The following is a 22,790-nucleotide window of genomic DNA, read 5'->3' as shown; positions in this document are numbered from 1 at the left end:
TTACCGGCTGTGCATTTCGCGATGCCACACATATAGGCCCGCCCCCGCGATCACAAGCGCGCCCAGGACCGTCCATGTATCGGGATATTCGCCAAAAAATATGGCGCTCCAGACAGCGGCGAAACCCAGGCCGCAATAGGCATAGGGGGCAAGCATGGCGGCTTCGCCCTGTGAAAAGGCGCGGATGAGGCTGAGCTGGCCCATGGTGCCGAACCCCACGACCAGCATGATCAGCCCCCAGGCACGCGCGTCGGGAGGCTGCCAGTAGGCCGGGACGAGAGCGCTGAGAAGGACCGTGCCCACAAGCCCGGTATAGAGGAGCGAGGTCCACACATCCTCGTCAGGGCCGACGCGGCGGGTGAGCAGGGCATAGGTCGAGTAACAGGCGGCGGCGGCCAGCGGGAACAGGGCGGCAGACTGGAACAGGCCCGTGCCGGGGCGCAGGATGATCGCCGCCCCCACCAGCGCGATGGCGATGCCAAGAATGCGGCGGGGTCCCAGTGCCTCGCCCAGGAACAGAGCCGCGCCGAGCGTGATCAGCACTGGATTTACCGCCATAAGCGCGCTGGCGTCGGTCAGCGGGATGCGGCTTATCCCGATGAAGAAGAACCAAGTCGCGCCCATCAGCATCAGCGACCGCAAGAGTTGCAGGCGCGGGTACCTCGTGCGCGCCACGTGGCGCAGCCGGGGCAGTACCAGGATCAGGACCAGCACCATCTGGCCCGTGTACCGTGCCCAGAGCGATGGGATGACGCCGATACGCGGCGCCAGTGCCTTGACCGATGCATCCATCAGGGTGAAGAACAGCATCGCCGACACCATATAGAGGATGGCCTGACGGGAAGACTGGCTCATCGGGCGGTGACCCGGTGCTGGAGAGGCAATTCACTGAACATGTGAAGCTGATAGCGCCGCCTTCGCCCACTGTCTATGGCCGCGCCGCGCCGCGGCTCAGCTCTCCTCCTCGTCCGGGTCGATGAGCGTCAGCGCGCCTTCCTCTTCCAGCGCCCGGATGATGGCGACCAGTGCGGTCATGGCGGCTTCGCCTTCGGCCCGCTTGATCTTGCCGCGTTCCCGTACTTCGTCGCGCAGGTTGTCGGCCATGCGGGCTGACATGTTGCCGAGCAGGAACTCGGCCACGGCGGCCTCGTCCCCCTCGGTGGCGGCGGCAAGGGCCACCACAAGTTGATCCGGATCTGCGCCCCGGACGACGGAGGGCACGTCGCGGGTCGCGACACGTCGGGGAATGTCGGCAAAGGTGAAGAGTACTTTGCGTACCGAGGTGGCAAAGGCGGCATCCTCTTCGTCCAGCGCGCTCATCACCTGTTCGCGGGTGGTCTGCGCCGATTGGTTGAGGATGTTTCCGACGCGTTTTTCGGGCCGGTCGGCAAAGGCCAGGATCGGCCGTGCGTCGATTTGCGTGGCCAGGGACCAGCCGATTCTGTCGACCGCTTCGGGTGTCACCTTACCTGTCTGCGAGATGGCGTAGGTTATGCGCCGCGCCACCGGTCCCGGCAGTTTCCCCAGCAGGGCTGCCGCCTTGGCGGTATCCAGCTTGGACAGCATGACGGCGGCCACTTCGGTGCTTTCCGCCTCGGCGATTTCGGCGAGTTCCTCGGGGGGCAGGGCGCGCAGGCGCTGCCAGGGGTCGCCCATCTGCCTCACCCCCGCCTCGCGCCGGAGGCGCGCGGCCGTGGTCGGGGTGATCTTGCCGTCCATGGCGGAGAGGGCGCCCGCCAGCCCGTGTGGAAAGCTGAGGCCGATCCCTTCGAGCGCCTCGGCGAATTCCTCGGCCACCGCATCAAGGGTCACCCGGTCGACCAGTCCCATGCTGCCCATCTGCTTGATCAAACGCGCCTGCAAGTCTTCGGGCAGGGCCTCCAGCGGAAGATCGGCGCCTTCGTTCAGCAGCAGGCGCACCACTACGGCCGCCTTTTCCAGATTGGAAAGCGCGCGCGGAACACGGCGGGGGGGATCGTCTGGTTGCGCGACACCACCGCTCGACACCCGCGCAGGTGGTGTGTCGATGTCAAACATCTCGGCGTCCAGGGGCGCCAACGCGTTTCTGTCCTGCATCTGCCTGCGTCATCCGTGATCAGAGTCGCAGACAGGTTAGCGCCGGGGGCGTAAAGAAACGCTAAACCGACGGCGGTCAGTAGCTGTATGTCAGGCCGGTGCGGATCGCCTCGCGCAGCGAAACCTCGGCCCAGGTTCCTTCGCCGCCGCGCGCCTTGATCTCGCGCCATTGGGCGATGGCAAGATCGGTTTTGCCCTCTTCGACAAAGCCCTGACCCATGTAGCTGCGGGCGAGGATATTGTCGGGATTGGCCTGGATGGCGGCCTGATAATAGAAAGCGGCGCGGTCCAAGTTGCCCATCTTGCGATGGGTGAAACCCCAATATGTCAGAACGCGGTCATCCGACTGGTCGGGCATGGCGGCCAGAACGCCCTGTGCGTCTGTGTAGCGCCCGGCATAAGCCAGTTCCCGAACCGCGCCATAGTGCGTGTCGCTGTCCAGCGACGAATTCTTGGGGGCGACGCATTTGCCGGTCTTTTCATCCCAGACCTTCACGCCCTTGCAGTTCTTGCTCGTCTGCGTCTCCTTGGGTGGGTTGGTCCATGTCGAACCGCCGCCGCTGTCGCTTCCGGCAGCAAAGGCGCTCAGGGGCAGGGCAGCGGCAAGGGCGATGACGGGAATGAGGCGCATTGGGATACTCCGAAACGAGAACAAAAGTCACACCAGTTACGTATCGGGTGCAGCGACGCGCACCCGCCTGGCATTGCGATGCCTGGCACCGCTTAGCTGTTGACGACCTGCACGCAGCTTTGCGAGGCGGCATCCCATTGGGTGCCCGGTGCGCAGGATTGCGTCTGCTCGTGGCCGCGGCTGGAACAGCCCATGGCCAGCGCCGAAAGCGGCGCCATCGCCAGAACCACTGCGCAAGTCAAAGTCTTGAGGGTCATCGGGGTCTCCTCCCATGGCTTACTGGCGAGGAGTGTAGCGCAGCTTCTCATTCGGTCAAAGAGGCGCTCACGCGGATGTGTCGGATCGGCCAGCACTGGCCGATCCGGCCCGGATCACTTGCCGAAAACGCGGGCAAAGATCGTGTCGACATGTTTGGTGTGATAGCCCATGTCGAATTTCTCGTTGATGCCGTCCTCGCCCAGCGCGGCGACCACATCGGCATCGGCCAGGAGTTGCTCGCGGAAATCGACCCGCTCTTCCCAGACCTTCAGCGCATTGCGCTGCACCATGACATAGGCGTCCTCGCGGCTGACACCGGCCTGGGTGAGGGCGAGCAGCACCCGCTGGCTCATCACCAACCCGGGGAACTTGTTCATGTTGTCGAGCATGTTCTCGGGGAAGATCAGCATCTTGTCGACCACGCCGGCAAGGCGATGCAGGGCGAAATCCAGCGTCACGGTGGCGTCGGGGCCGATGCCGCGCTCGACCGAGGAATGCGAGATGTCGCGTTCATGCCAGAGCGCCACGTTTTCCATCGCCGGGATCACCGCCATACGCACCAGACGCGCCAGACCGGTCAGGTTCTCGGTCAGAACCGGGTTCTTCTTGTGCGGCATGGCCGAAGAGCCCTTCTGCCCCATCGAGAAGAACTCGGCGCCTTCCAGCACCTCGGTGCGCTGCATGTGGCGGATCTCGATGGCGATATTTTCGATCGAGCTTGCGATCACGCCCAGCGTGGCAAAGAACATCGCGTGGCGGTCGCGCGGGATGACCTGGGTGCTGATCGGCTCGGGCCGCAGGCCCAGCTTGGCGCAGACATGCTCTTCGACCGCGGGGTCGATATTGGCGAATGTGCCGACCGCGCCCGAGATGGCGCCGGTGGCGACCTCCCAACGGGCCTTTTCCAGCCGGTTCTTGTTGCGATCCATCTCGGCATAGAAGCGGGCGAAGGTCAGGCCCATGGTGGTGGGTTCGGCATGGATGCCGTGGCTGCGGCCGACGCGCACGGTATCCTTGTGCTCATATGCACGTTTCTTGAGCGCGGCGAGCACCTTGTCCATCCCTACCAGCAGCAGGTCGGCGGCCCGCACCAGTTGCACGTTCAGGCAGGTATCCAGAACGTCCGAACTGGTCATGCCCTGATGCACGAACCGCGCCTCTTCGCTGCCCACATGTTCGGCCAGATGGGTGAGGAAGGCGATGACGTCATGTTTGGTGACCGCCTCGATCTCGTCGATGCGGGCAACGTCGAATTCCACATCCTTGGCTTTCCACACGGCCTCGGCGTTCTCCCGCGGGATCACCCCCAGATCGGCCATGGCGTCACAGGCATGGGCCTCGATCTCGTACCAGATCTTGAACTTGGTCTCGGGCGACCAGATTGCAACCATCTCGGGGCGGGAGTAGCGGGGGATCATTGGCAGCGACACCTTTTTGTGATTGGCAGGACCTGTTGGCGCGGGTCATAGACCCAGCCGCATCGCGGGACAAGGCAGGAGCACAAATATGAGACGGTTTGCCCTGATTTTGGCGGCTGTGCCCACCTGGGCGATGGCGGATGGGTTCATGCCGCTGGCCGGAGACGAGATCCGCGCCGCGCTGGCAGGCAGGGAGCTGGTCTATGAAGGCGGCGCGCGGCAGAGCTTTGACGCCTCGGGCGGGACGTTCTATGTGACCGACCGGCCGAGCCAGGGCCGGTGGAGCCTGCGAGGCGATCTGTATTGTTCGCTCTGGCCGCCCTCCGATCTCTGGTCCTGTTACACGGTGGCCAGCGACGGCGAAAGGATACGCTTTTTCGGGCAGGGGGGCGATATCACCGACGGGACCTATGCCGAATGACCCTGCCGCAGGACATTGCGGAGTTCGAGGGCGACTGGCTGCTGAGCCGCGTCATCGACGACCGTCTGGCGGGGCAAAAGCTGCGGGCCGAAGGGCGCGCGACGCTGCTTCGCAGCGAGGGCGGGCTGACCTATGACGAGCAGGTGACGCTGTTCATGCCGGACCAGCCGCCGTTTCAGGGCACCCGCCGCTATCTGTGGCGTCCGGGACCGGGTGGCATCGCCATTCATTTTGACGATGGCCGGTATTTTCACCGGTTGATGCTGGGACAGGCGGAACCGGCTGACCATCACGATTGCCCGCCCGACAGTTATGACGCGCGCTACGACTTCGCCCGCTGGCCGCTCTGGAAGGTGCGCTGGCGCGTGAGCGGGCCGCGCAAGGACTATGACATGGTTACCGAATACCGGCGGCGATAGCGGGATATCTCGCGTCGTTGGGCGCGGGTGCTCCAAACTCCAGGGCGCAGACATGGCCCCGGTGTCGGGCCATTTTGGTTGATTTTCCGGGGTTGGATGGAGACACTCGACCCGGGCAACATCAGGAAAGCCGTTTGTCATGCCAAGATCATTAAAGTCTCTGCGCTGGCTAGCGCTTGTAGCGTCCCTGCTGCCTATGTCGGCGGTTGCCGACATGCCGCTCACCTATGTTTCCGACGGCGAGGCGCTGTTTCATCTCAAGGCACCGGATTTCTGGCAGGTCCGCAGCGGCGGTCCGCGCGCGTTGACGCCACCGGGCTCGGAAGAGGCGCGGCTGATCAACCGGGTGATCGGCTTAGAGCCCGAAGCCGAACCGGGGGTCTGGGTCGGCTTCATGTCGCCCAACGGGGTCTCGACCTTTGCCCAGGCCGAGGAATACCTTCGCAACATCGGCAAGTCGGTGGTCAGCGATCCTGAGTTGCGTGAACAGAACAGTATTCGCGTCGGCGGGCTGCCGGCAGCCCGCTATGCGGGAACCGGGCGGCGCAATGGTCGTGCGGTCGAGTTCACCGCAGTCCTGGTCGATCTGCCTGGTAGCCGGGTGGCAATTTCGCTGGCGGTGGTCGAGGCGGTCGCCCGGCCCGAACTGGTCGAGGATATCAACGCGATCTACGCCTCGTTCCGGGCGGCAAACTAGGAGAACGGCGCCATGCGTGTTGCAAAACTTTCCCTGACCGCTGGTCTTTGCGCTGCCGTTCTTGGCCTTTCGGGGTGCGATCCGAACGCGACTGGCAGCGGATCGGTCTATTACGACTCGATGCTGTGGAACGACTATTACTATGGCTACCCCCGTCCGCCTCGGCCGGACCGTCCGCGCCCCGAACACCCGATCGAGCGGCCCCCGGTGAAACCGGTACCACCGATTGCCCGCCCGCCCATCGCACGCCCGCCGATTCACCGTCCACCAGTCGCCCGACCGATGCCCGCCCGCCTGCGCTGAGGCTTGTCAGGCGCCGGAGGACAGGCGCGTGACAATCCGCGCAGTCCCTTCAAGCGTGCGGTGAACCGGGCATTTGTCGGCGATCTCCAGCAACTTGGCCCGCTGCTCGTCGCTCAGCGGACCGGCGAGCTTGATGACCCGCGTAAAGGCGTCGATCTTTCCACTGGCGCCTGTCTCGGCGTCCTGGGCGTGCACCTTGTCATGACAGACATCGACGCTGATCCCGGTCAGGGGCCAATTCTTGCGCTGGGCATACATGCGGATGGTCATCGAGGTGCAGGCGCCCAGCCCGGCCGAGACGAAACCATAAGGTGACATGCCGCGATTGGTGCCGCCATAGGACAATGGCTCGTCGGCCTGGGTGTGATGGTCCGGCCCGGACTGCACATCCTGGAGGAAGCCGTTCGCGTCCACCTCGGTGACGCGCACCACGCCCTCGGGCGCGCCGGGCGGTGGCGCCGGCGGCGACAGGTTCACATAGCGACCGACCCAAGCCGCGATCACATCAGCGGCATATTCGGCATCCTGCGCGCGGCTGATCAGGTGATCGGCATCGTCAAGCGTGACAAAGCTCTTGGGGTGTTTCGCGGCCAGGAAGATGCGGCTGGCGTTGTCTATGTCCACCGTCTCGTCGCGCGGGGCGTGCAGCACCAGGAGCGCCGCGCGCAGATCGGCGATGGCCGGTTGCAGCGCGCTTTCGGCGATATCCTCGACAAAGTCCCGCCCGATGCGGAAAGGCCGCCCGCCCAGACAGACCTCGGCCGCGCCCTCGGCCCGGATGCGGGGCAGGGCATCCTGGAAATGATGCGCCACATGGCCCGGGTCGGCGGGGGCGCCGATGGTCACCACGGCGCGGACCGAGGCGATGCGCGCGCGGGCACGCAGCACCGCCGCCCCGCCCAGCGAATGCCCGATCAGCAGCGCCGGCGCCATGTCGCGTCCGGCCAGATAGGTGGCGGCGGCGTCCAGATCATCGACATTCGAGGTGAATGTCGTGTTGGCGAACTCGCCCTCGGAATGGCCCAGCCCGGTGAAATCGAAGCGCAGCACCGCGATCCCCATCGCCGCCAGCCGTGCCGCGATCCGGCGCGCGGCGGGAATGTCCTTGGAACAGGTGAAGCAATGGGCAAACAGTGCCGTGGCCAGAACTGGCCCCTCCGGCAGGTCCAGCCGGGCAGCCAGTTGGCTGCCGTCATGACCGGCAAAGGTGATCCGTTCGGTGGGCATGAGGTCACTCCTGATCGGTTTTTTGTAGATTGGGCAGGCAAGCCGCCCGCCACAACCCACATGTCAGGAACTTCACGCGGAGGTGACTCGCCGCAAGCGCGGCAAACCTCGTGTCAATCGGCACCCATCAGGGCCGCATCAAACGGATAGCTGGTCAGGTTCTCAAACCCGTCCTCGGTGATCAGAACCTGATCCTCCAGCTTGATGGTGAAATCACCGCCGACCTCGCCACAGCAGGCCTCGACACACAGCACCATCCCGGGTTCCAGCGCATAGTCGAACGCGCCCGGCACGGCCTTGTCCGGATGCGCGACCAAGGGCCATTCGTCACACAGGCCCACACCGTGCATCAGACAGCCGTATTTCTGCGCATTGTACTTGGCCGGGTGCTTCATGCATTGCGCGATCAGGTCGGGGATCATCAATCCGGGTTTCAGCAGCGACATGTTGTAGTTGATGAACTCATGCGCGTGTTTCATCGCCTCGATCATGTCTGCGCGCGGTTTCTGGTCGCCGATCCACCAGGTGCGGGAGATGTCGATGCAGATGCCGTAAGAGCCGATCAGATCGGTGTCGAAGGCGATGATCTCGTTCTTCTGCGTGATGCGCGGGCCGCATTCCTGAAACCAGGGGTTGGTGCGCTGCCCCGAGGCCAGCAACCGGGTCTCGATCCATTCGCCGCCGCGGCGGATATTCTCGGCATGCAGCACTGCCCAGATGTCATCCTCGCTGGTCTTGCCGTCGCCCACATTGGCGCGGGCAAATCGCTCCATCTCGGCGATGGCGCTGTCGCAGGCATGATGGGCGCAGCGCATGGCGAGGATCTCGTCGGTCCCCTTGATGGCGCGTGTCTTTTCGGTGACCTCCTCGCCCTCCATGATCTCGAACCCCTGCGCCTCGAGCGCGCGCAGCCCGTGCAGCATGACCTTGTCCACTGCAAGGCGCTTGTTGTTGCCGCCGTGTTCCTCGATCAGCACGCGAACTTCGTTCGACAGGACATCGGCGGCGATATCCACCTTGTCGCCCCGGTCGAAGTAGAACAGGTCCGCGCCCGAGCGTTGTTCGCGCACCAGCGGGTTGAATGTGCTCAGAAAGGGCGAGTTCTTGTAGTCCCAGATCACCATGTAGCCATCGGCACACAGCAGCACCGCGCGGAACGGGTTATGCGTGTTCCAAAGCTGCATGTTGGTCGAGTCGGTGGCATAGCGGATGTTGAGCGGGTCGAACATCAAGAGGCCGCCATACTCGCGATCGACAATGGCCTGGGTCAACCGTTTCCAGCGAAACTCGCGCATCCGGGTCAGGTTGGGCAGCTCCAGCCCGGCGGCAGCCCATTCGGAAAACGCCAGTTGTGTTGGCCCGATTTCGATCCGGTCATTGTCATTGGGCGATCCATCGCCCAGCGTGGCGCCACGGGTCGGGTCGATCTTGCGGGTGTCGCGGTAGTGGTTGTTCAAGACAGGGTCTCCCTTTGACTGCCCAAAGGTCACCCGGAAAAACGCATGAGTCGCACGCTCTCGCGACGTCAAACCATGTCGTTTTCGACCTGACGCACTGTTTCTTCGGGTGATATGGGAAAAAGATGAAAGAGATTCTGCAAAAATCGCTGCCCTATGATGTCTTGGCGCCCAGACCGCTGCCGGGGATACAGCCGCTGGACATGGCGGATTGGTTGCGGCGCGATGAGGCCTTCAATGGTCAGATGGCACGCCGGGATGTGTTGATCGCAACAAAGGCGGAAACCGTTCTGGCCCTGTCCGAAGAGGCGCGTCCGGCGGCCGAGGAGTTGCTGGATACGGTTCTGACGGCGGCTTATCCCACGGCCGGGGATCGTATCCAGCGCCCCGACGGCGTGACGGTCGAGGTCGACCGGAGACAGCCGATGCGGACGCTGGGGCGTCTGGTTCAGGAGGACTTTTGCATCTTGCAGAAACAGGGTGACGAGCACGTTTTGACCGCGGCTGTGCTTTGCTTTCCTGCAAGCTGGACCCTGGCAGAGAAGTTCGGCCGCCCCCTGATCTCGATACATGAGCCTGTCGCCAGCTATGACACCGACGTGGCACGCCGGGTGCAGCGATTGTTTGACGGTGTACAGGTCGGGCGCCCGCTTTGGCGGTTCAATGCCTTATGGTATGCTGACGCCGAGTTGCACCAGCCGCGCAGCATTCACAACCGGCGGCGTGTTCCGGTGCCGGAAGACGCCGGTTTCCTGCGCAGCGAAAAGCAAAGCATCCTGCGATTGCCGCAATCTCAGGCGGTCGTGTTTTCAATCCATACCTACGTTATTGCTCGGGCGGATGCGCCAAGAGTGCCGGGGCACTAAAAAGGCCTCCGCCTGATCCGGCGAAGGCCTTGGGCCGTTATCTACCTGTTGTTAGAGCGGCAGGAATGACAGGACGCTTGTCATGGCGCCCGAGCTTTGCATGAAAACCATTGCGGCGGTCAGCGACAGGACTTGTGTGTTCAGGCGAAAATCCTCGCCACGGATCAGGTTCACGGCGGCGAGTGAAACTGCGATCGGCGCCGAGACAAAGGCGAGACAACCGGTCATGCCCCAGCTCGCCAGTCGGCGAATATCGTTCTGGGCTCTCTCCTCTGGGGTGAGGCCATCCAGTTCGTCGGGGCGCGGGTCGCTGCGAAAGGCAAGGGCCAGGGCTTCCTGTTCCGTCAGCTCGATGAGACCCGTTTCTCCCTGATGCGCCGTCTGACCCATGATCGTGTCATATCGGGTTGCGAGACCGGGCGCGGTTTCGTCGATCGAGGCAAAGCGGTCGCCTTGATTGTAAATGATCTGCTGGCGTCCGCGCACCCGCCGCGGCGAGATGTTGGAGAACGCGCCGAGAAACTGTTCGACCGTCAGTTTCACATTCGGGTCCAGCCATTCGATCAGCTCGCTGGCGTAGAGATCGACCATTCGATACAGCATCACCACCAGCATGAGTTCTGTGACATCGCGGTCTTCGGAGCACTCGGAAACCGGGGTGATCGCAATGACGAGACGGTTTCGGGGGCGTATCTTGGCCATGTGCATACGGCGGTTTAGGCCTGCCGCCTCGTCAAGGAGACGGGCACGCGGGTTTTCTTCGGCGTCCGCTTCGAGCGTCAACTTGACAAGAAACTGGCTCGAGACGATGCGGGCTTCACGATCACTCAGTAGCGTCTGACGCTCGACGGCGTGCCCGTAATCCTCGAGGGTGGCGGTAACGATCCGACTGAAGCGATCGAGAACGCCTTCTTCGTTTCCCAGGAATACCAGTCCACCGTGATACTTGCCTGCCTGTGCCACAGTGAGTTCCTCCATACGTGTTCATCTGAATCCAAATCTAGGCGGGTATGGTGGAGAAAATGGGGCCGAAAAGGCATGATAGGAGGGCAATTCACCTTTTCTGTTCAAATTGGTTCGGGACTGGAAACCAGTATTTTAGCTAAAAACCTCATCAATTGTGGCAGGAGTTTGTCACCCGGACGTCGTTCGATTGACTGGATGCAACTATTAGCTGTCGATTCTCCGCGCCATGATAGCGATCGCCTGCTGGTAGACCGAAGCCGCGTTCCATTGCTTGATTACTTCGAAATTGGGTTCTCCGGGCTGGTATCCGCGGCCCGGTTTCCAGCCCTTCTGGCGCAGAAAGTTGGCGGTCGAGGCCAGTGCGTCGGTCATGTTGTAAAAATCGACCTTTCCATCTCCGGTTGCGTCGACGCCATAGGTCAGGGCGTTTCCGGGAAGGAACTGAGTGTGCCCCAGCTCGCCGTGCTTGGCTCCTTTGGTATTGGCGGTGATCGCCTTGCGGTCAACCAGCTCCAGCGCGGCCAAGGCATGGGGGATAAAGAAATCAGACCTGCGGCAATCATAGGCCAGGGTGGTGATCGCAGCTACAACGGGGCTGTCGCCCATAAAGCTGCCAAAGGCGGTTTCCATGCCGTGCAGTGCAATCAGGATGCCCGCTGGCACGCCGTATTGCCGTTCGAGAGCGGCATAGAACTCGGGATTGCGCGCCTTGCGCTTGCGGCCCTGTGCGACGATGGTCTCGGCGCCACGCACCTGCATGAACTTTTCCAGCGAGTACTTGAAGCTCTTCTGGCCGCGATCCGCACGGATCGTGGCCGTTGCATAGCTGGCCTGTTCCAGAGCGCTTAGACCCGCTTTGCCGATGCCGTTTCGCCGCGCCAACTGCGCGAACTCGGCCTTCCAGGCATTAAACCCCGTAGCGGTGTTGCCGCAGGTCAGAGCGGCGCTGATAGAGGGAAATTGGGCCAGGAACAGGGCCAGAAGGAGTGGACGCATGTCGGGTACCATGTCAGTTCTGTCAGATGTCAGGGCAGCGTGGGCGCGATCAGGAACATCGCCTTTAGCGCAGCGCCCGGTTGGACACCGGGCAGCGCTTCGCGAAAGACGCGGTCGATGGTGCCGTCGGCATACATTTCAGACAGCAGCGTATCGACCAGAAGACGGAAATCGCTGTCGCCTCGGGGCAGGGCAAGCGCTTGTTTTTCAAGCGTCAGGATCTCGTCCATAAGCTGGAAGCGGTCGGCCATCTTGCCCGCAAGATAGTTATATATCAGGATCGATTGATCGGCGAAATAGGCGTCGAGTGTACCATCGTTCAGCGCTTTGAACCCGGCCTTGTGATCGGTGAAGCGTTCGAAACGGGCCTCTAGCTCGGCAGCCTGAAACGAGTTCAAGACAGCCTGTTCGGTGGTGGTGTCGGCGCGAAAGCCTATGGTCTTGCCCGCAAGGTCAGACAGGTGAGTGCCCGCACCGCGCCGCGTGATAACGGAAGTCCCGTCCACATAGACCGGGATCGAGAAATCGACGATCTTCTGCCGCTCCAGCGTCACGGTCGCCGCGCCGCAGAGAATGTCGATTTCACCCTTGGCGATCCGTTCGAACCTGTCCGTGGTCGTAACCGGCACAAAGCTCGCCTTCAATTCGGCCATGTCCAGCCGGTCGGCCATTGATTGCGCCAGCCTGTCGCAGAGCAAAGGTGTATACCCCGCAGGTCGACCTTCGGCATCGGCAAAGGAGAGTGGTGCGGCGTCGACGCGGAATCCTATGGTGATTTTCCCGGTGTCGCGAATACGCTCGATGGTCTGGGCCGCAACAGTGCCGGCGGTCAGTGTGATCGCCAGTGTCAAAGCAAGAAGCCGCATGAAATAGTCCTTTGCCAGTAATACACATTCAGACTAGCCGGGCAGGGGCTTGGCTCAAAGGGGAATATGAACTCTGCTCGGGTCAAAAGGCGTAGGTAACTTACTTGGTGCCTGCCCGCCGCTGGGAGAATGCTCCGGACGTGGAAACAGCGTGGTGCGGATCAGCGGCACTTGAGTGACATCACCTTCGCTTTCCGCTCCAATCCAGAAGACATGGTATAGGCGGCTCCAACCGCTGCAACCTGGGCTGGCACGGAGCTTCTCGCATAGAGTGTGGTCGCCTGCTTGGTTTGCCCATCTCCGAGCAAAGTCACCATCTCGTGCCCGACTGCGATGATTTCATCTGCGCTCGCTTCGATCTCGTCCATCCGGGCCACAGCTTCGTCATCCATTCCTAATCGGCGGCCCGCGATCAGGATTGATTTTATCTCGCTTTGACCTTTGTCCATACGCTTGCCGAGAAACCCGGTTGGCCCAAAAAAACCACCGTCATCGAGGCTGCTGATCACGACATCGTGGTCAACTTCTAGAATGGCTTCGGATTGCGCTTGCATCAGAGTTCCGATCTCAAGGTGAAGTCTGCGAAAAACGGCAACAGCTTCTTGTTGTCGAAAAAGTTCTTGAACCTGGCAATCAGCGGATTGCGCAATCGAACGGACCGGCGCAAAGACCGCGATTGCACTGGATAGCACAACAGTCGAAACACGGAGAACTTGCGCAACTGCAAGTTTGGTTATCATGGGGCTGTCTCCTGGTTCGGAAGCCTAAGTCTAACATAGTTTGCTGAACTTGTCTGACCTGCGCAGAATGTATCGGCGGCGCTGAGCGGCGGCAACTTGGCGTCCGGAACCTCGTGGAAAAGAAAAGATGCTCAATTGCTCGTTCTACCGACGAAGGCTTTGTTGTATGATTTGACATCAACGGAACCGAGGAGTGGGAGGCGGATGCCGGTATTTATGGTAGAGCGCGATCTCAAGGGGATCGCTATGGAAGACCTGGCAGGGGCGCAGAAGGCCGCGATTTCGAAGGCGGCGGAAATGCGCGCGGCGGGAACCGAAATCCGATATATCCGGTCGACGTTTGCGCCGCAGGACGGACGTTGCATGTGTCTTTTCGAGGCCGAGACAGCCGACGACGTGCGCGCCCTGAACGACCAGGCGGGCTTGCCCTATAGCGGTATCGTCACGGCGATGGATCTGACGCCATAGTCTTTGACGATTGGCCTTGAAGAATCTCATTTGATCTCCTGACCAAGGGTCCAAGGTTGAATTCAGACACGGAAACGAAAGTCGATTTGCCAACGTTTCAAGCCATGCGGGAACGTGAGGCGGCATCGCGTGACATTCTTCAGGTCATTACCCGCTCTCGCGAAGACAGCCTCCCGGTATTCGATGTGATCCTGGCCCATGCGCGCCGGTTGTGTGACAGCCTGCATGCAGGGCTTTTTCTTTTGTCGGATGACGGGCAGGAACTGCAATTGACCGCTTATCAGGGCGAAGACGAATGGCTGGTTGCGTTGCATTTCCAGAAACCGCCCCGATTGGAAGACGTTGCCAACCCGCTGGTGCGCGCGGCGGTATCGAGAACGGTTGTTCATATTCCCGATACCGAGGATGTCGCCACAAGTCAGGATACCGGCGCGGCAAGAAGTATGCTGCACGTCCCTTTACTGGCGCGTGATCGGTGTCACGGCGTTCTGAGCCTGGCCGGACGCGTTCCCGGGGCCTTTTCAGGCACTGATATCGAGCTGATCCAGTTGTTTGCCGACCACGCAATGATCGCCGTCGAGAATGTCCGGCAGTTTTGTGCGCTGAAGGACAAGACCGAAGAGGTGGAAACACTCAACCAATCGCTGCAAGATCGGGTCGACACGCAAGTGGCCGAGATCGAACGCATGGGGCGGCTCAAACGGTTTCTGCCACCCGCGGTGGCCAATGCCATTGTCTCCTCAGGTTCGGACAGAATGCTGTCCAGCCACCGCGCCCTGCTGGGGGTGTTGTTTTGCGATATTCGCGGATTTACCGCATTTTGCGAAACCGCCGAACCCGAAGAGACCATCGAGGTCTTGCAGACTTATCATGAGGAGATGGGCAAGCTGATCAATGCCCATGGGGCGGGCGTCGATCACCGGATGGGGGATGGGATCATGGTTTTGTTCAATGATCCGATACCCTGCGATAACCCGGCCGGCCAAGCCGTGCGGTTGGCCGTTGCGATGCGCGAAAGGATGGCGGACCTCGGTCGGCAGTGGAAACGGCTGGGGTACCGTCTGGGATTTGGTGTTGGTGTATCGATGGGGTATGCCACTGTCGGAATGGTCGGGTCCGAAGGGCGGTTTGATTACACCGCGTCCGGGACCGCGATAAACCTCGGTTCCAGACTTTGCGACGAGGCTGAAGACGGAGAGATTCTTCTGAGCACGAGAGCGGCTATCGCGGTCGAAGATGAATTCCGGGTGGTTTCACGTGGTTCCCTGCATCTGAAAGGAATACGGGAGCCGATTGAGGTTTTCAGGCTGGAAGACAGCCCGGAAGCAACTCAGTTGCCTTAAGTGCTTGACGATTGAGCAATTGCCGATTCCAGCCCTGAATTCGCTGGACTATGAACCAATCAAAGAAAGAGGGCGCCCCGAAGGACGCCCCCCATCTGAGATACAGGCTGAGATCAGCAGCTGTAGTACATGCCGAATTCCACCGGGTGCGGGGTGTGCTCGTACTTGTGGACCTCTTCCATCTTCAGCTCGATATAGCCTTCGATCTGGTCCTTGGTAAACACATCGCCCTGCAACAGGAAGTCGTGGTCTGCCGCCAGGCATTCCAGCGCTTCGCGCAGCGAGCCGCAGACGGTCGGGATGCCGGCCAGTTCCTCGGCGGGCAGGTCGTAAAGGTTCTTGTCCATTGCCTCGCCCGGATCGATCTTGTTCTTGATGCCGTCAAGACCGGCCATCAGCAGCGCGGCAAAGGCCAGATAGGGGTTTGCCGACGGATCGGGGAAGCGGGCCTCGACGCGCTTGGCTTTCGGCGACTCGGTCCATGGGATACGAACGCAGCCCGAGCGGTTGCGGGCCGAATAGGCGCGCAGAACGGGGGCCTCGAAACCGGGGATCAGACGCTTGTAGCTGTTGGTGCCCGGGTTGGTGAACGCGTTCAGCGTCTTGGCGTGCTTCAGAATGCCACCGATGAAATAAAGCGCTTCCTGGCTCAGATCGGCATATTTGTCGCCGGCAAAGAGCGGCTTGCCGTCTTTCCAGATCGACATGTTGACATGCATGCCCGAGCCGTTGTCGCCATAGATCGGCTTCGGCATGAAGGTGGCCGACTTGCCATAGGCGTGGGCCACGTTGTGGATCACGTATTTGTATTTCTGGATCTCGTCGGCCTGCTTGGTCAGCGTGCCGAAGATCAGGCCCAGTTCGTGCTGGCAGGACGCCACTTCGTGGTGGTGCTTGTCGACCTTCATGCCCATGCGCTTCATGGTCGAGAGCATTTCCGAACGCAGATCCTGCGCTTCGTCGGTCGGATTGACCGGGAAATAGCCGCCCTTGAGACCGGGACGGTGACCCATGTTGCCGGTCTCGTATTCAGTATCGGTGTTCCAGGACGCGTCGGTTGCGTCGACTTCATAGGATACCTTGTTGATGGTGTTCGAGAAGCGCACGTCGTCGAACAGGAAGAACTCGGCCTCGGGGCCCATATAGGCCACATCGCCGATACCCGATGCCTTGAGATAGGCCTCGGCCTTGGCGGCGGTGCCGCGTGGGTCGCGGTTGTAGGCCTCGCCGGTGTCGGGCTCGACCACCGAGCAATGAATGCAGATGGTCTTTTCCGCGTAGAACGGATCGACATAGGCGCTCTCGGTGTCGGGCATCAGTTTCATGTCCGATGCTTCGATCGACTTCCAGCCGGCAATCGACGAGCCGTCGAACATGAAGCCTTCTTCCAGGAAATCCTCGTCGACCAGATCGGCCACGACGGTCACGTGCTGAAGTTTGCCCCGGGGGTCGGTAAAGCGGATGTCGACATACTCGGCACCCTCGTCCTTGATCAGCTGAAGAACTGCGTCCTTGCTCATACTCTGTTGTCCTCTGCTAGAGTGTGTTCGGGTCAAAGCGCGTCCGAACCGGTCTCGCCGGTACGGATGCGGATGGCTTGTTCGATGGTCGAGACAAAAATCTTGCCGTCACCGATCTTGTCGGTCTTGGCGGCGCCCACGATGGCCTCGATGGCGGCGTCGACCTGATCGTCGTCCAGCACCACTTCGAGTTTCACCTTGGGCAGGAAATCGACCACATATTCGGCACCGCGATAGAGCTCGGTATGGCCTTTCTGACGGCCAAAGCCCTTGACCTCGACCACGCTGAGGCCCTGGACGCCCACGTCTTGCAGCGCCTCTTTCACCTCGTCCAGCTTGAACGGTTTGATGATCGCTTCGATCTTCTTCATCGCGGTGCTCCTTGCAAGCTTGTCAGCCCGCCTCAGATCACGTCTAAGCTGAGGTCACAATGCGATTGCCGAAATCAGCCGGTGCAGATGCGGCAAAAATGGGCATGAGGTGAAAATTTCATCATGACGCACAAAAAAGCATCAAAATTGAATCGCGAGTGATCGGAACATGGCTGAACTGCTCACCGCAGCACAGATGCGGGCAATAGAACAAGCGGCCATTGCCTCGGGCGAGGTAACCGGGCTGGAGTTGATGGAGCGCGCGGGCCGCGGCGTGGTCGAGGCGATTTTCGAGGAATGGCCGGAACTGGCGGAAGAGCGGGGGCCAGCCCCCGCACCCCCGGGATATTTGCAGCAAGAGGAAGGGGCATGGCGCGCGGTGGTCCTGTGCGGGCCGGGCAACAATGGCGGTGACGGGTTCGTGGTGGCGCGGCTGTTGCGCGCGCGCGGCTGGGCCGTGGAGGTATTCCTTTATGGGGCGCCCGATAAGCTGCCGCCGGATGCGCGGGCGAATTATGAACGGTGTTGCGAGGCGGGGAAGGTTCAGGCCTTTGCGGAGTTTGAGCCAGAAAACTGGAATTGGCAAACCGGAGAGGTTGGAGAGGTCGATCTCATAGTGGATGCGGTTTTTGGCACTGGGTTGGTTCGCCCGGTCGGCAGCGAGATCTGGCTGCATGAGAAGATCGGTGTGCTCACATCTGGGGTGGTCAACGCGCGTCGCGTGGCAATTGATCTTCCTTCTGGATTATGTGCCGACAGCGGAAAGCCTCTCATTGATACCCAAGATGAGATCGGGCGTGGAAAGCTGGAATTTGAACTGTCTGTGAGTTTTCATCGCGAGAAAGTTGGGCATCGAATTTCAGATGGACCGGCTTTTTGCGGAAAAACAGTGGTGAAGAGCATCGGCTTGGATGACTTGCCATCAAGTCGCGCTGCCGCAAGGGAGCTTGCCAGCGAAATTGTGCGCCTGACGCAACCAAGGCTGTTGGACAAGGCGGCGGAGTCCCACAAATACACGCACGGCCACGCCCTTATCCTCTCCGGTGGGTCCGGCAGGACCGGCGCGGCGCGGTTGGCGGCGCGCGGTGCGCTCCGGATCGGGGCGGGGCTGGTGACGCTGGGGGTGCCACCCAACGCGCAGCAGGAGGTTGCCTGTCAGATCACCGCGCTGATGCTGGCGCGGATCGACGGCGCCGAAGGGTTTGCGGCGGTGTTGGATGATACCCGCCTGAATGCACTTTGCCTGGGGCCGGGCATGGGCATCGAACGGGCGCGCGATCTGGTGCCGGTGGCGCTGGCCGCGCGGTGCGCAACGGTGCTGGATGCCGATGCGCTAACTGCCTTTGCCGAGGATCCGGCCGAACTGTTTGCCCAACTGCATGAGGCTTGCGTTCTGACCCCGCATGGCGGCGAGCTTGCGCGGCTGTTCCCGGATATTGCCGCGAAGCTGAACGCGCCCGCAATGACGGGACCGGCCTATTCCAAAGTGGACGCCACCCGCGAAGCGGCAAAGCGCGCGGGCTGTGTGGTGCTGTTCAAGGGGGCAGATACGGTGATCGCGGCGCCCGACGGGTGCTGCTCGGTCAACTCGGCCCATTACGAGCGCTCCGCGCCCTGGCTGGCCACCGCCGGGTCGGGCGACGTGCTGGCGGGTTTCATCACCGGGCTGCTGGCGCGCGGCTTTGCGCCCATGCAGGCGGCCGAGACCGCCGCCTGGCTGCATGTGGAATGTGCGCTGGAATTCGGCCCCGGGCTGATCGCCGAGGACCTGCCGGAGCAATTGCCGGCGGTATTCCGGAAACTGGGCGTCTAAGCGGCGAGGCGGCCCGCGGCGGGCAGGCATTGGCCCGCCACTTCCAGCCCGCCGGCATAGAGCACATGAGCGGCGTCGAAATGCAGTTGGAACAGCTGCATGTCACGCGGACCCAGATCGCAGATGAACTCTCCATCCACCAGCGCATCGGCCCGCACCATGGCCTGCTTGGTGCCAAACAGCGCCTGCGCCCGCCAGTCGCGGATCAGAACGGCTTGTCCGGCGGGCAGGATCAGGTCGCAATCGGGCCGCGTATCGCCCAGCGACCCGGCGGCAAAGCGGATTGCACGCACGGTCTGGCGCGCGCGGGTGACGTGATGCAGCGGGGCAAAGCCATGGTCGCGGGTGATGATCCGGTCCCCCGGCGACACAAATTCGACAGGTAGCTCTCCATCCTGCGTCAGCAGGGAAGTACCGGCCAGAAAACCTGCTTCGGGCGCCGGCTCAATTTCCGGGTTGGGGTACGACGCTTTGCCCGCAGCAAGCGCGGCTGCCTTTGCGCTCATGTTTGTTCCCTCAGTCTGCTCGATATTTTTTGGGACAGGAATATGGCAAAAACATGTATATGTCGCGGCGCATTGCTGTCGATTTTAGATAAATTCGAGCAGGCGTGACTTTACGGTATCGTGTCATGTGCGGGCAGATTGCCTCTCGCGCTTGGCTGAAAGCTTTGCTATTCAGCGCGTCACGGTACCGCTCCATCGGGCCGTGACTGCGGGTGTGGCGGAATTGGTAGACGCACCAGATTTAGGTTCTGGCGCCGCAAGGCGTGGGGGTTCAAGTCCCTTCACCCGCACCAATCTCAAATTCTGAAACTGTGTATCTTGCTGCGGCGCCCGGATCCTGTGCCAACGTCGCCTGATATGCCTCAGGCCGGCAGGCGGGCACCGGTGGCCATACGGTTCCACAGGTTGATCATCGCGACCGAGGCAGTGAGCGCTGCCACTTCCTGTGTCGACAGCTCCGCGCGCGCCACCGCATAATCGGCATCCGACACTTCGGACCCTTCGAGCCGGGTCAATGTCTCGGCCCAGGCCAGCGCCGCCCGATCGCGGGCGGTGAAGACACTTGTTTCGGGCCACACCGCGACCAGATGCAGCAGCATGTCAGGCAGCCCGTCCTGCTGCGCCTCTTTCACATGCATGTTGACGCAATAGGCGCAGCCGTTGATCTGCGACACCCGGATCTTGGTCAGGTGAACCAGACGCCTGTCGGGATTGGCCTGCGTGATGGTGGCGTCCAGCGACAGCATGGCGTCATAGACCCGGGGTATTTCCTTGGTGAAGTTGAAGCGCATGGTTTGGTGTCCTTTCATGCAGGTGGTTGCGCGAATCGTGGATACTTTATATCCACGAATGATCATGGCAAGCGGGATCGGCAGAGCCAGAGCGGAGGCAGGGCATGCGGAGATTGGGCGACGGCGTCGAGGTGGCGTTGCATTGCGCGGCGGTACTGGCCGAGCTTCCGGCGGGCAAGGTCCTGTCGGGCCGCGACCTGGCGGTTCTGCATGGTGTCTCGGAAAGCTACCTGCTCAAACATATGCGGGCATTGACCGCCGCCGGGGTCACCGAGGCGGTGCCGGGGCCGCGCGGCGGGTTCCGTCTGGCACGCGCGCCGGAGCAGGTCTCGCTGCTTGATGTGGTCGAGGCGGTGGATGGCCCCGGCCCGGCCTTTGTCTGCCGCGAGATCCGGCAAAAGGGCGATGTGACCAGCAACGACCCCTGCGCTTATCGCAAGGACTGTTTTATCAAACGTCGCATGCTGGCCGCCGAACAGGCCTGGCGCGCATCACTGCGGGGGCAGACGCTGGCCGATCTTATGACGGATGCCCGAGCCGAGATCGGGTCCGGCAACTTACGCGCCGTCGCTGGGTTCATCGAAGAAAAACAACGGTGAGGCGCGCTGTCCTCTTTCGATGATACAGTGCGTTTCGAGCAAGAAACCCGGGTTCCGTTGTCCTTCCCTATAGGGAGAGACGACAGGAAGGGGGTGGGTCTGGTTCCGGTGGCAGGGAACTGATTTCCCCCAACCAGAAGGATCCATTTCATGTCTTATCTCGATATCAACGCGCTTGAAGCGACCCCGCAGCGGGTGCTGGACCAGTTCGCCGCCGCCAACTCCTCTGCGCCCGCGGTGCTGATGGAGGTTTGGCGCGCCGGGGCGAGCGTTGCCAAGGCCCATGGCGTGACCGAACTGGGCAGCGGTCCGGCGGCCAGCGCCGATGATCGGTTCGAGGTCGGCTCGCAAAGCAAGATGATGACCGCCGTCCTGGTGCTGCAACTGGTGCAGGAAGGCAGCATCGGGCTTGACGACAAGCTCAGCGATCACCTTGACCTGTCTGGCCTGCCCGATATCGCCAATCTCGAAACCGCCACCATCCGGCATCTGCTGGCCAACCGGTCGGGTATTCCCGATTTCGACACGGTCATGGGCGATAGTGGCCTGCCGGTGTTTATCGAGAATATCATTGCCAATCCGGATGTGCCGCAGGGACCCGACGAGATGCTGGCCATTGCCGCCGGGCATCCGGCGGCATTTGCGCCGGGGCAGGGCTATGAATATTCCAACACCAACTTTCTGCTGCTGGAGAAACTGATCGAACAGGTCACCGGCAACAGTATGGGGCACGCGCTGACAGCCCGCATTTTCGATCCGCTGGGCATGGACGATACCCTGCCAGGCGCGTTGGAGCGGCCCGCCGATATCCTTCACTCCTAAGCCACCCTTCCGGACGGCACGCCTCTGGAGGTCACCAATGTGCCGATCAATCTGGGCGGCTCGGGCGGGGTGGTTTCGACCTCCGCCGACATGATCCGGTTTCTCGATGCGCTCCTGGTCTCCGAGACGCTTCTTTCGCCCGAGATGCTGGCGCTGATCACGGATTACCGCGATGCCGACAACCGGCCCAGCGGCGATGGCAACGGGCTGGGGCTCGGCGCCTCCGAACTCAAGGGCCAGCATTTCGGGGGTTTTTCGGCGGCATGCTGGGCATCAATTTGGGCACCATCCTGCATGTGGAAAGCGGCACCATCGTTTCGGTCGCGGTAACCCATTCGGGGGTAGAGCCACCGACCCTGGTGCTGTCTGCTTTCGAGCAGATCTTTAGCGATGGTCGTTGGGCCAGCTTCGATCCCAACGATGGCAGTTTCATCATCGAAGGCGCGACCGCCGAGATCGACCTCTACGAGGATATCTCGGCCACGGGTGCGGTTGAAACGGTGCTGACCAAGGGCGATGTGTCGCTGTCCTTTGCCGGAGACATGGCCGGGTTCGACGCGGTGCGGTTGAGTTTCTCCGATGGATCGGTGCTGCGTGTGGCCGATGCGGGTGGCGAACGGATCGACATTCTATATAATACGCGACTTTCGGCTGGGGACGATGCCGGGTCGGTTGGTCCGGGCAGGGCCGACAACCGATTGATCGGTCTGGGCGGCGATGACAGCTTGTTCGGCGGTCACGGCGATGACCGGATCAGTGGCGGCGCCGGCAATGACCGGTTGAGCGGTCGGGATGGCGATGACAGGCTGGACGGTGGCGCCGGACCCGACCTGCTCGATGGGGGACGGGGCGACGACCAGCTATCGGGGGGTGCTGGCAGCGATCATCTCAGCGGCGGGCGCGGCGATGACACGCTGGCGGGGGGCGCCGGGCATGACATGTTGAGGGGGGGCGGATGTCTTTGTGTTTGGCTCGGGCAGCGGCCATGACCATGTCCTGGACTTTCAGGCGGGGGTCGACCGTCTGGGCCTTTCCGCCGCTGGCATCAGCTTTGCCGATCTCACGATAAGCGCGCCTGCCAGCGGCTTTGCGCATGTTGCCTTCGGTCAGACCGAGATCACCCTGACCGGTGAGTTTTCCGTCCTGACCGAGGCCGACTTCCTGTTCTGATCATGCTAACACCGGGCGGCGCGGCTATGGACGCGCCGCCCGCCAC

The 22,790-nt window shown here is 61.8% G+C and carries 28 protein-coding genes and 1 tRNA gene; 14 read left to right on the top strand and 15 right to left on the bottom strand.

Features of this window, described 5'->3' with window-relative positions:
* The 5 genes from OE747_RS14550 to purB all read right to left on the bottom strand — a co-directional run bounded on the left by OE747_RS14550 (window position 1) and on the right by purB (window position 4,383).
* The gene (locus OE747_RS14550; RefSeq protein WP_263829296.1) at window positions 1-855 is read right to left on the bottom strand and encodes a DMT family transporter; all 855 of its coding nucleotides are present in this window, start codon (window positions 853-855) and stop codon (window positions 1-3) included.
* Between the two features lie 96 nt (window positions 856-951).
* Window positions 952-2,037, bottom strand: a complete 1,086-nt coding sequence (locus OE747_RS14545) for a flagellar motor switch protein FliG (RefSeq protein ID WP_263829295.1) — start codon at window positions 2,035-2,037, stop codon at window positions 952-954.
* A gap of 115 nt (window positions 2,038-2,152) precedes the next feature.
* The gene (locus tag OE747_RS14540; RefSeq protein ID WP_263829294.1) at window positions 2,153-2,707 is read right to left on the bottom strand and encodes a tetratricopeptide repeat protein; all 555 of its coding nucleotides are present in this window, start codon (window positions 2,705-2,707) and stop codon (window positions 2,153-2,155) included.
* A 92-nt stretch (window positions 2,708-2,799) separates the two neighbouring features.
* Window positions 2,800-2,964 carry an adenylosuccinate lyase gene (locus OE747_RS14535; protein WP_263829293.1) on the bottom strand — a complete coding sequence of 55 codons (165 nt, stop codon included), beginning with the start codon at window positions 2,962-2,964 and terminating at the stop codon, window positions 2,800-2,802.
* 114 nt (window positions 2,965-3,078) lie between these two features.
* The gene (gene purB, locus OE747_RS14530) at window positions 3,079-4,383 is read right to left on the bottom strand and encodes an adenylosuccinate lyase (protein ID WP_263829292.1); all 1,305 of its coding nucleotides are present in this window, start codon (window positions 4,381-4,383) and stop codon (window positions 3,079-3,081) included.
* Between the two features lie 88 nt (window positions 4,384-4,471).
* Here purB and OE747_RS14525 point away from each other — a divergent pair, with 88 nt between their 5' ends.
* The 4 genes from OE747_RS14525 (at window position 4,472) to OE747_RS14510 (ending at window position 6,223) form a co-directional block, all read left to right on the top strand.
* Window positions 4,472-4,804 carry a hypothetical protein gene (locus tag OE747_RS14525; RefSeq protein ID WP_263829291.1) on the top strand — a complete coding sequence of 111 codons (333 nt, stop codon included), beginning with the start codon at window positions 4,472-4,474 and terminating at the stop codon, window positions 4,802-4,804.
* The gene (locus tag OE747_RS14520) at window positions 4,801-5,223 is read left to right on the top strand and encodes a DUF6314 family protein (RefSeq protein WP_263829290.1); all 423 of its coding nucleotides are present in this window, start codon (window positions 4,801-4,803) and stop codon (window positions 5,221-5,223) included. The genes OE747_RS14525 and OE747_RS14520 overlap by 4 nt, the downstream gene beginning before the upstream one ends.
* A 139-nt stretch (window positions 5,224-5,362) precedes the next feature.
* On the top strand, window positions 5,363-5,920 hold the full coding sequence (locus tag OE747_RS14515; RefSeq protein WP_263829289.1) for a hypothetical protein: 558 nt from the start codon (window positions 5,363-5,365) through the stop codon (window positions 5,918-5,920).
* A gap of 12 nt (window positions 5,921-5,932) precedes the next feature.
* Window positions 5,933-6,223 carry a hypothetical protein gene (locus OE747_RS14510; RefSeq protein ID WP_263829288.1) on the top strand — a complete coding sequence of 97 codons (291 nt, stop codon included), beginning with the start codon at window positions 5,933-5,935 and terminating at the stop codon, window positions 6,221-6,223.
* Window positions 6,224-6,229: 6 nt separating this feature from the next.
* On the opposite strand, the gene OE747_RS14505 is transcribed toward OE747_RS14510, so the two are convergent.
* The gene (locus OE747_RS14505) at window positions 6,230-7,450 is read right to left on the bottom strand and encodes a bifunctional alpha/beta hydrolase/OsmC family protein (RefSeq protein WP_263829287.1); all 1,221 of its coding nucleotides are present in this window, start codon (window positions 7,448-7,450) and stop codon (window positions 6,230-6,232) included.
* A 113-nt stretch (window positions 7,451-7,563) separates the two neighbouring features.
* The gene (dddP, locus tag OE747_RS14500) at window positions 7,564-8,907 is read right to left on the bottom strand and encodes a dimethylsulfonioproprionate lyase DddP (RefSeq protein WP_263829286.1); all 1,344 of its coding nucleotides are present in this window, start codon (window positions 8,905-8,907) and stop codon (window positions 7,564-7,566) included.
* A gap of 125 nt (window positions 8,908-9,032) precedes the next feature.
* On the opposite strand from dddP, the gene OE747_RS14495 reads away from it, so the two are divergent.
* Window positions 9,033-9,773, top strand: a complete 741-nt coding sequence (locus OE747_RS14495; protein WP_263829285.1) for a heme-dependent oxidative N-demethylase family protein — start codon at window positions 9,033-9,035, stop codon at window positions 9,771-9,773.
* A 51-nt stretch (window positions 9,774-9,824) separates the two neighbouring features.
* Here the strand turns inward: OE747_RS14495 and OE747_RS14490 are convergent, their stop codons facing one another.
* From OE747_RS14490 to OE747_RS14475, 4 genes are all read right to left on the bottom strand, one after another.
* Window positions 9,825-10,751: a hypothetical protein gene (locus tag OE747_RS14490; protein WP_263829284.1), complete on the bottom strand. Its 927-nt coding sequence runs from the start codon at window positions 10,749-10,751 to the stop codon at window positions 9,825-9,827.
* A 192-nt stretch (window positions 10,752-10,943) separates the two neighbouring features.
* On the bottom strand, window positions 10,944-11,735 hold the full coding sequence (locus OE747_RS14485) for a lytic murein transglycosylase (RefSeq protein ID WP_404818322.1): 792 nt from the start codon (window positions 11,733-11,735) through the stop codon (window positions 10,944-10,946).
* 29 nt (window positions 11,736-11,764) lie between these two features.
* Window positions 11,765-12,601 (bottom strand): amino acid ABC transporter substrate-binding protein, encoded by an 837-nt coding sequence (locus tag OE747_RS14480; protein ID WP_263829282.1) that lies wholly within the window; start codon window positions 12,599-12,601, stop codon window positions 11,765-11,767.
* Window positions 12,602-12,762: 161 nt separating this feature from the next.
* Window positions 12,763-13,341, bottom strand: a complete 579-nt coding sequence (locus tag OE747_RS14475; RefSeq protein ID WP_263829281.1) for a hypothetical protein — start codon at window positions 13,339-13,341, stop codon at window positions 12,763-12,765.
* A gap of 204 nt (window positions 13,342-13,545) precedes the next feature.
* Between OE747_RS14475 and OE747_RS14470 the strand changes: the two genes are divergently transcribed.
* Window positions 13,546-13,809, top strand: coding sequence for a DUF4242 domain-containing protein (locus OE747_RS14470; RefSeq protein ID WP_263388135.1), 264 nt, complete (start codon window positions 13,546-13,548; stop codon window positions 13,807-13,809).
* 104 nt (window positions 13,810-13,913) lie between these two features.
* The gene (locus OE747_RS14465) at window positions 13,914-15,152 is read left to right on the top strand and encodes an adenylate/guanylate cyclase domain-containing protein (RefSeq protein WP_263829280.1); all 1,239 of its coding nucleotides are present in this window, start codon (window positions 13,914-13,916) and stop codon (window positions 15,150-15,152) included.
* Between the two features lie 113 nt (window positions 15,153-15,265).
* Here the strand turns inward: OE747_RS14465 and glnA are convergent, their stop codons facing one another.
* Together glnA and OE747_RS14455 are read right to left on the bottom strand one after the other, a co-directional pair.
* The gene (gene glnA / locus OE747_RS14460; protein ID WP_263829279.1) at window positions 15,266-16,672 is read right to left on the bottom strand and encodes a type I glutamate--ammonia ligase; all 1,407 of its coding nucleotides are present in this window, start codon (window positions 16,670-16,672) and stop codon (window positions 15,266-15,268) included.
* A 32-nt stretch (window positions 16,673-16,704) separates the two neighbouring features.
* Window positions 16,705-17,043, bottom strand: a complete 339-nt coding sequence (locus OE747_RS14455) for a P-II family nitrogen regulator (RefSeq protein ID WP_164132641.1) — start codon at window positions 17,041-17,043, stop codon at window positions 16,705-16,707.
* A gap of 169 nt (window positions 17,044-17,212) precedes the next feature.
* Between OE747_RS14455 and OE747_RS14450 the strand changes: the two genes are divergently transcribed.
* Entirely contained in the window at window positions 17,213-18,856 is a 1,644-nt protein-coding gene (locus OE747_RS14450; protein ID WP_263829278.1) for an NAD(P)H-hydrate dehydratase, read from the top strand.
* Here the strand turns inward: OE747_RS14450 and OE747_RS14445 are convergent.
* Complete coding sequence (locus tag OE747_RS14445; RefSeq protein ID WP_263829277.1) at window positions 18,853-19,362, bottom strand: Hint domain-containing protein; 510 nt, start codon at window positions 19,360-19,362, stop codon at window positions 18,853-18,855. The two genes, OE747_RS14450 and OE747_RS14445, sit on opposite strands and share 4 nt — an antisense overlap.
* 208 nt (window positions 19,363-19,570) lie before the next feature.
* Here OE747_RS14445 and OE747_RS14440 point away from each other — a divergent pair.
* Window positions 19,571-19,655: transfer RNA gene (locus OE747_RS14440), tRNA-Leu, on the top strand.
* A gap of 69 nt (window positions 19,656-19,724) precedes the next feature.
* On the opposite strand, the gene OE747_RS14435 is transcribed toward OE747_RS14440, so the two are convergent.
* Window positions 19,725-20,153 carry a carboxymuconolactone decarboxylase family protein gene (locus OE747_RS14435; protein ID WP_263829276.1) on the bottom strand — a complete coding sequence of 143 codons (429 nt, stop codon included), beginning with the start codon at window positions 20,151-20,153 and terminating at the stop codon, window positions 19,725-19,727.
* Window positions 20,154-20,257: 104 nt separating this feature from the next.
* Here OE747_RS14435 and OE747_RS14430 point away from each other — a divergent pair, with 104 nt between their 5' ends.
* From OE747_RS14430 to OE747_RS14415, 5 genes are all read left to right on the top strand, one after another.
* A complete protein-coding gene (locus OE747_RS14430; RefSeq protein ID WP_263829275.1) occupies window positions 20,258-20,752 on the top strand; it encodes an RrF2 family transcriptional regulator in 495 nt (164 codons plus the stop codon).
* Window positions 20,753-20,902: 150 nt separating this feature from the next.
* Window positions 20,903-21,574, top strand: a complete 672-nt coding sequence (locus OE747_RS24595) for a serine hydrolase domain-containing protein (protein WP_318527316.1) — start codon at window positions 20,903-20,905, stop codon at window positions 21,572-21,574.
* A gap of 39 nt (window positions 21,575-21,613) precedes the next feature.
* Window positions 21,614-21,904 (top strand): serine hydrolase domain-containing protein, encoded by a 291-nt coding sequence (locus OE747_RS24590; protein ID WP_318527315.1) that lies wholly within the window; start codon window positions 21,614-21,616, stop codon window positions 21,902-21,904.
* Window positions 21,838-22,563 carry a calcium-binding protein gene (locus OE747_RS14420; protein ID WP_263829274.1) on the top strand — a complete coding sequence of 242 codons (726 nt, stop codon included), beginning with the start codon at window positions 21,838-21,840 and terminating at the stop codon, window positions 22,561-22,563. The genes OE747_RS24590 and OE747_RS14420 overlap by 67 nt, the downstream gene beginning before the upstream one ends.
* The gene (locus OE747_RS14415) at window positions 22,538-22,744 is read left to right on the top strand and encodes a hypothetical protein (RefSeq protein ID WP_263829273.1); all 207 of its coding nucleotides are present in this window, start codon (window positions 22,538-22,540) and stop codon (window positions 22,742-22,744) included. Before OE747_RS14420 ends, OE747_RS14415 begins: the two co-directional genes overlap by 26 nt.
* Window positions 22,745-22,790: the final 46 nt, after the last annotated feature.

It is taken from the genome of Ruegeria aquimaris (assembly GCF_025751555.1).
Taxonomy (GTDB): Bacteria; Pseudomonadota; Alphaproteobacteria; order Rhodobacterales; family Rhodobacteraceae; genus Ruegeria_B; species Ruegeria_B aquimaris.
Note: the sequence above shows the minus strand (reverse complement) of the source record. Positions and strands in the feature narration are given on the sequence as shown.

Excerpts from the sequence above, each read along its gene's own strand:
- OE747_RS14550 (WP_263829296.1), bottom strand. The coding sequence starts at position 855 with ATGAGCCAGTCTTCCCGTCAGGCCATCCTCTATATGGTGTCGGCGATG.
- OE747_RS14545 (WP_263829295.1), bottom strand. The coding sequence starts at position 2,037 with ATGTTTGACATCGACACACCACCTGCGCGGGTGTCGAGCGGTGGTGTC.
- OE747_RS14540 (WP_263829294.1), bottom strand. The coding sequence starts at position 2,707 with ATGCGCCTCATTCCCGTCATCGCCCTTGCCGCTGCCCTGCCCCTGAGC.
- OE747_RS14535 (WP_263829293.1), bottom strand. The coding sequence starts at position 2,964 with ATGACCCTCAAGACTTTGACTTGCGCAGTGGTTCTGGCGATGGCGCCG.
- purB (WP_263829292.1), bottom strand. The coding sequence starts at position 4,383 with ATGATCCCCCGCTACTCCCGCCCCGAGATGGTTGCAATCTGGTCGCCC.
- OE747_RS14525 (WP_263829291.1), top strand. The coding sequence starts at position 4,472 with ATGAGACGGTTTGCCCTGATTTTGGCGGCTGTGCCCACCTGGGCGATG.
- OE747_RS14520 (WP_263829290.1), top strand. The coding sequence starts at position 4,801 with ATGACCCTGCCGCAGGACATTGCGGAGTTCGAGGGCGACTGGCTGCTG.
- OE747_RS14515 (WP_263829289.1), top strand. The coding sequence starts at position 5,363 with ATGCCAAGATCATTAAAGTCTCTGCGCTGGCTAGCGCTTGTAGCGTCC.
- OE747_RS14510 (WP_263829288.1), top strand. The coding sequence starts at position 5,933 with ATGCGTGTTGCAAAACTTTCCCTGACCGCTGGTCTTTGCGCTGCCGTT.
- OE747_RS14505 (WP_263829287.1), bottom strand. The coding sequence starts at position 7,450 with ATGCCCACCGAACGGATCACCTTTGCCGGTCATGACGGCAGCCAACTG.
- OE747_RS14495 (WP_263829285.1), top strand. The coding sequence starts at position 9,033 with ATGAAAGAGATTCTGCAAAAATCGCTGCCCTATGATGTCTTGGCGCCC.
- OE747_RS14490 (WP_263829284.1), bottom strand. The coding sequence starts at position 10,751 with ATGGAGGAACTCACTGTGGCACAGGCAGGCAAGTATCACGGTGGACTG.
- OE747_RS14485 (WP_404818322.1), bottom strand. The coding sequence starts at position 11,735 with ATGCGTCCACTCCTTCTGGCCCTGTTCCTGGCCCAATTTCCCTCTATC.
- OE747_RS14480 (WP_263829282.1), bottom strand. The coding sequence starts at position 12,601 with ATGCGGCTTCTTGCTTTGACACTGGCGATCACACTGACCGCCGGCACT.
- OE747_RS14475 (WP_263829281.1), bottom strand. The coding sequence starts at position 13,341 with ATGATAACCAAACTTGCAGTTGCGCAAGTTCTCCGTGTTTCGACTGTT.
- OE747_RS14470 (WP_263388135.1), top strand. The coding sequence starts at position 13,546 with ATGCCGGTATTTATGGTAGAGCGCGATCTCAAGGGGATCGCTATGGAA.
- OE747_RS14465 (WP_263829280.1), top strand. The coding sequence starts at position 13,914 with ATGCGGGAACGTGAGGCGGCATCGCGTGACATTCTTCAGGTCATTACC.
- glnA (WP_263829279.1), bottom strand. The coding sequence starts at position 16,672 with ATGAGCAAGGACGCAGTTCTTCAGCTGATCAAGGACGAGGGTGCCGAG.
- OE747_RS14455 (WP_164132641.1), bottom strand. The coding sequence starts at position 17,043 with ATGAAGAAGATCGAAGCGATCATCAAACCGTTCAAGCTGGACGAGGTG.
- OE747_RS14450 (WP_263829278.1), top strand. The coding sequence starts at position 17,213 with ATGGCTGAACTGCTCACCGCAGCACAGATGCGGGCAATAGAACAAGCG.
- OE747_RS14445 (WP_263829277.1), bottom strand. The coding sequence starts at position 19,362 with ATGAGCGCAAAGGCAGCCGCGCTTGCTGCGGGCAAAGCGTCGTACCCC.
- OE747_RS14435 (WP_263829276.1), bottom strand. The coding sequence starts at position 20,153 with ATGCGCTTCAACTTCACCAAGGAAATACCCCGGGTCTATGACGCCATG.
- OE747_RS14430 (WP_263829275.1), top strand. The coding sequence starts at position 20,258 with ATGCGGAGATTGGGCGACGGCGTCGAGGTGGCGTTGCATTGCGCGGCG.
- OE747_RS24595 (WP_318527316.1), top strand. The coding sequence starts at position 20,903 with ATGTCTTATCTCGATATCAACGCGCTTGAAGCGACCCCGCAGCGGGTG.
- OE747_RS14420 (WP_263829274.1), top strand. The coding sequence starts at position 21,838 with ATGCTGGGCATCAATTTGGGCACCATCCTGCATGTGGAAAGCGGCACC.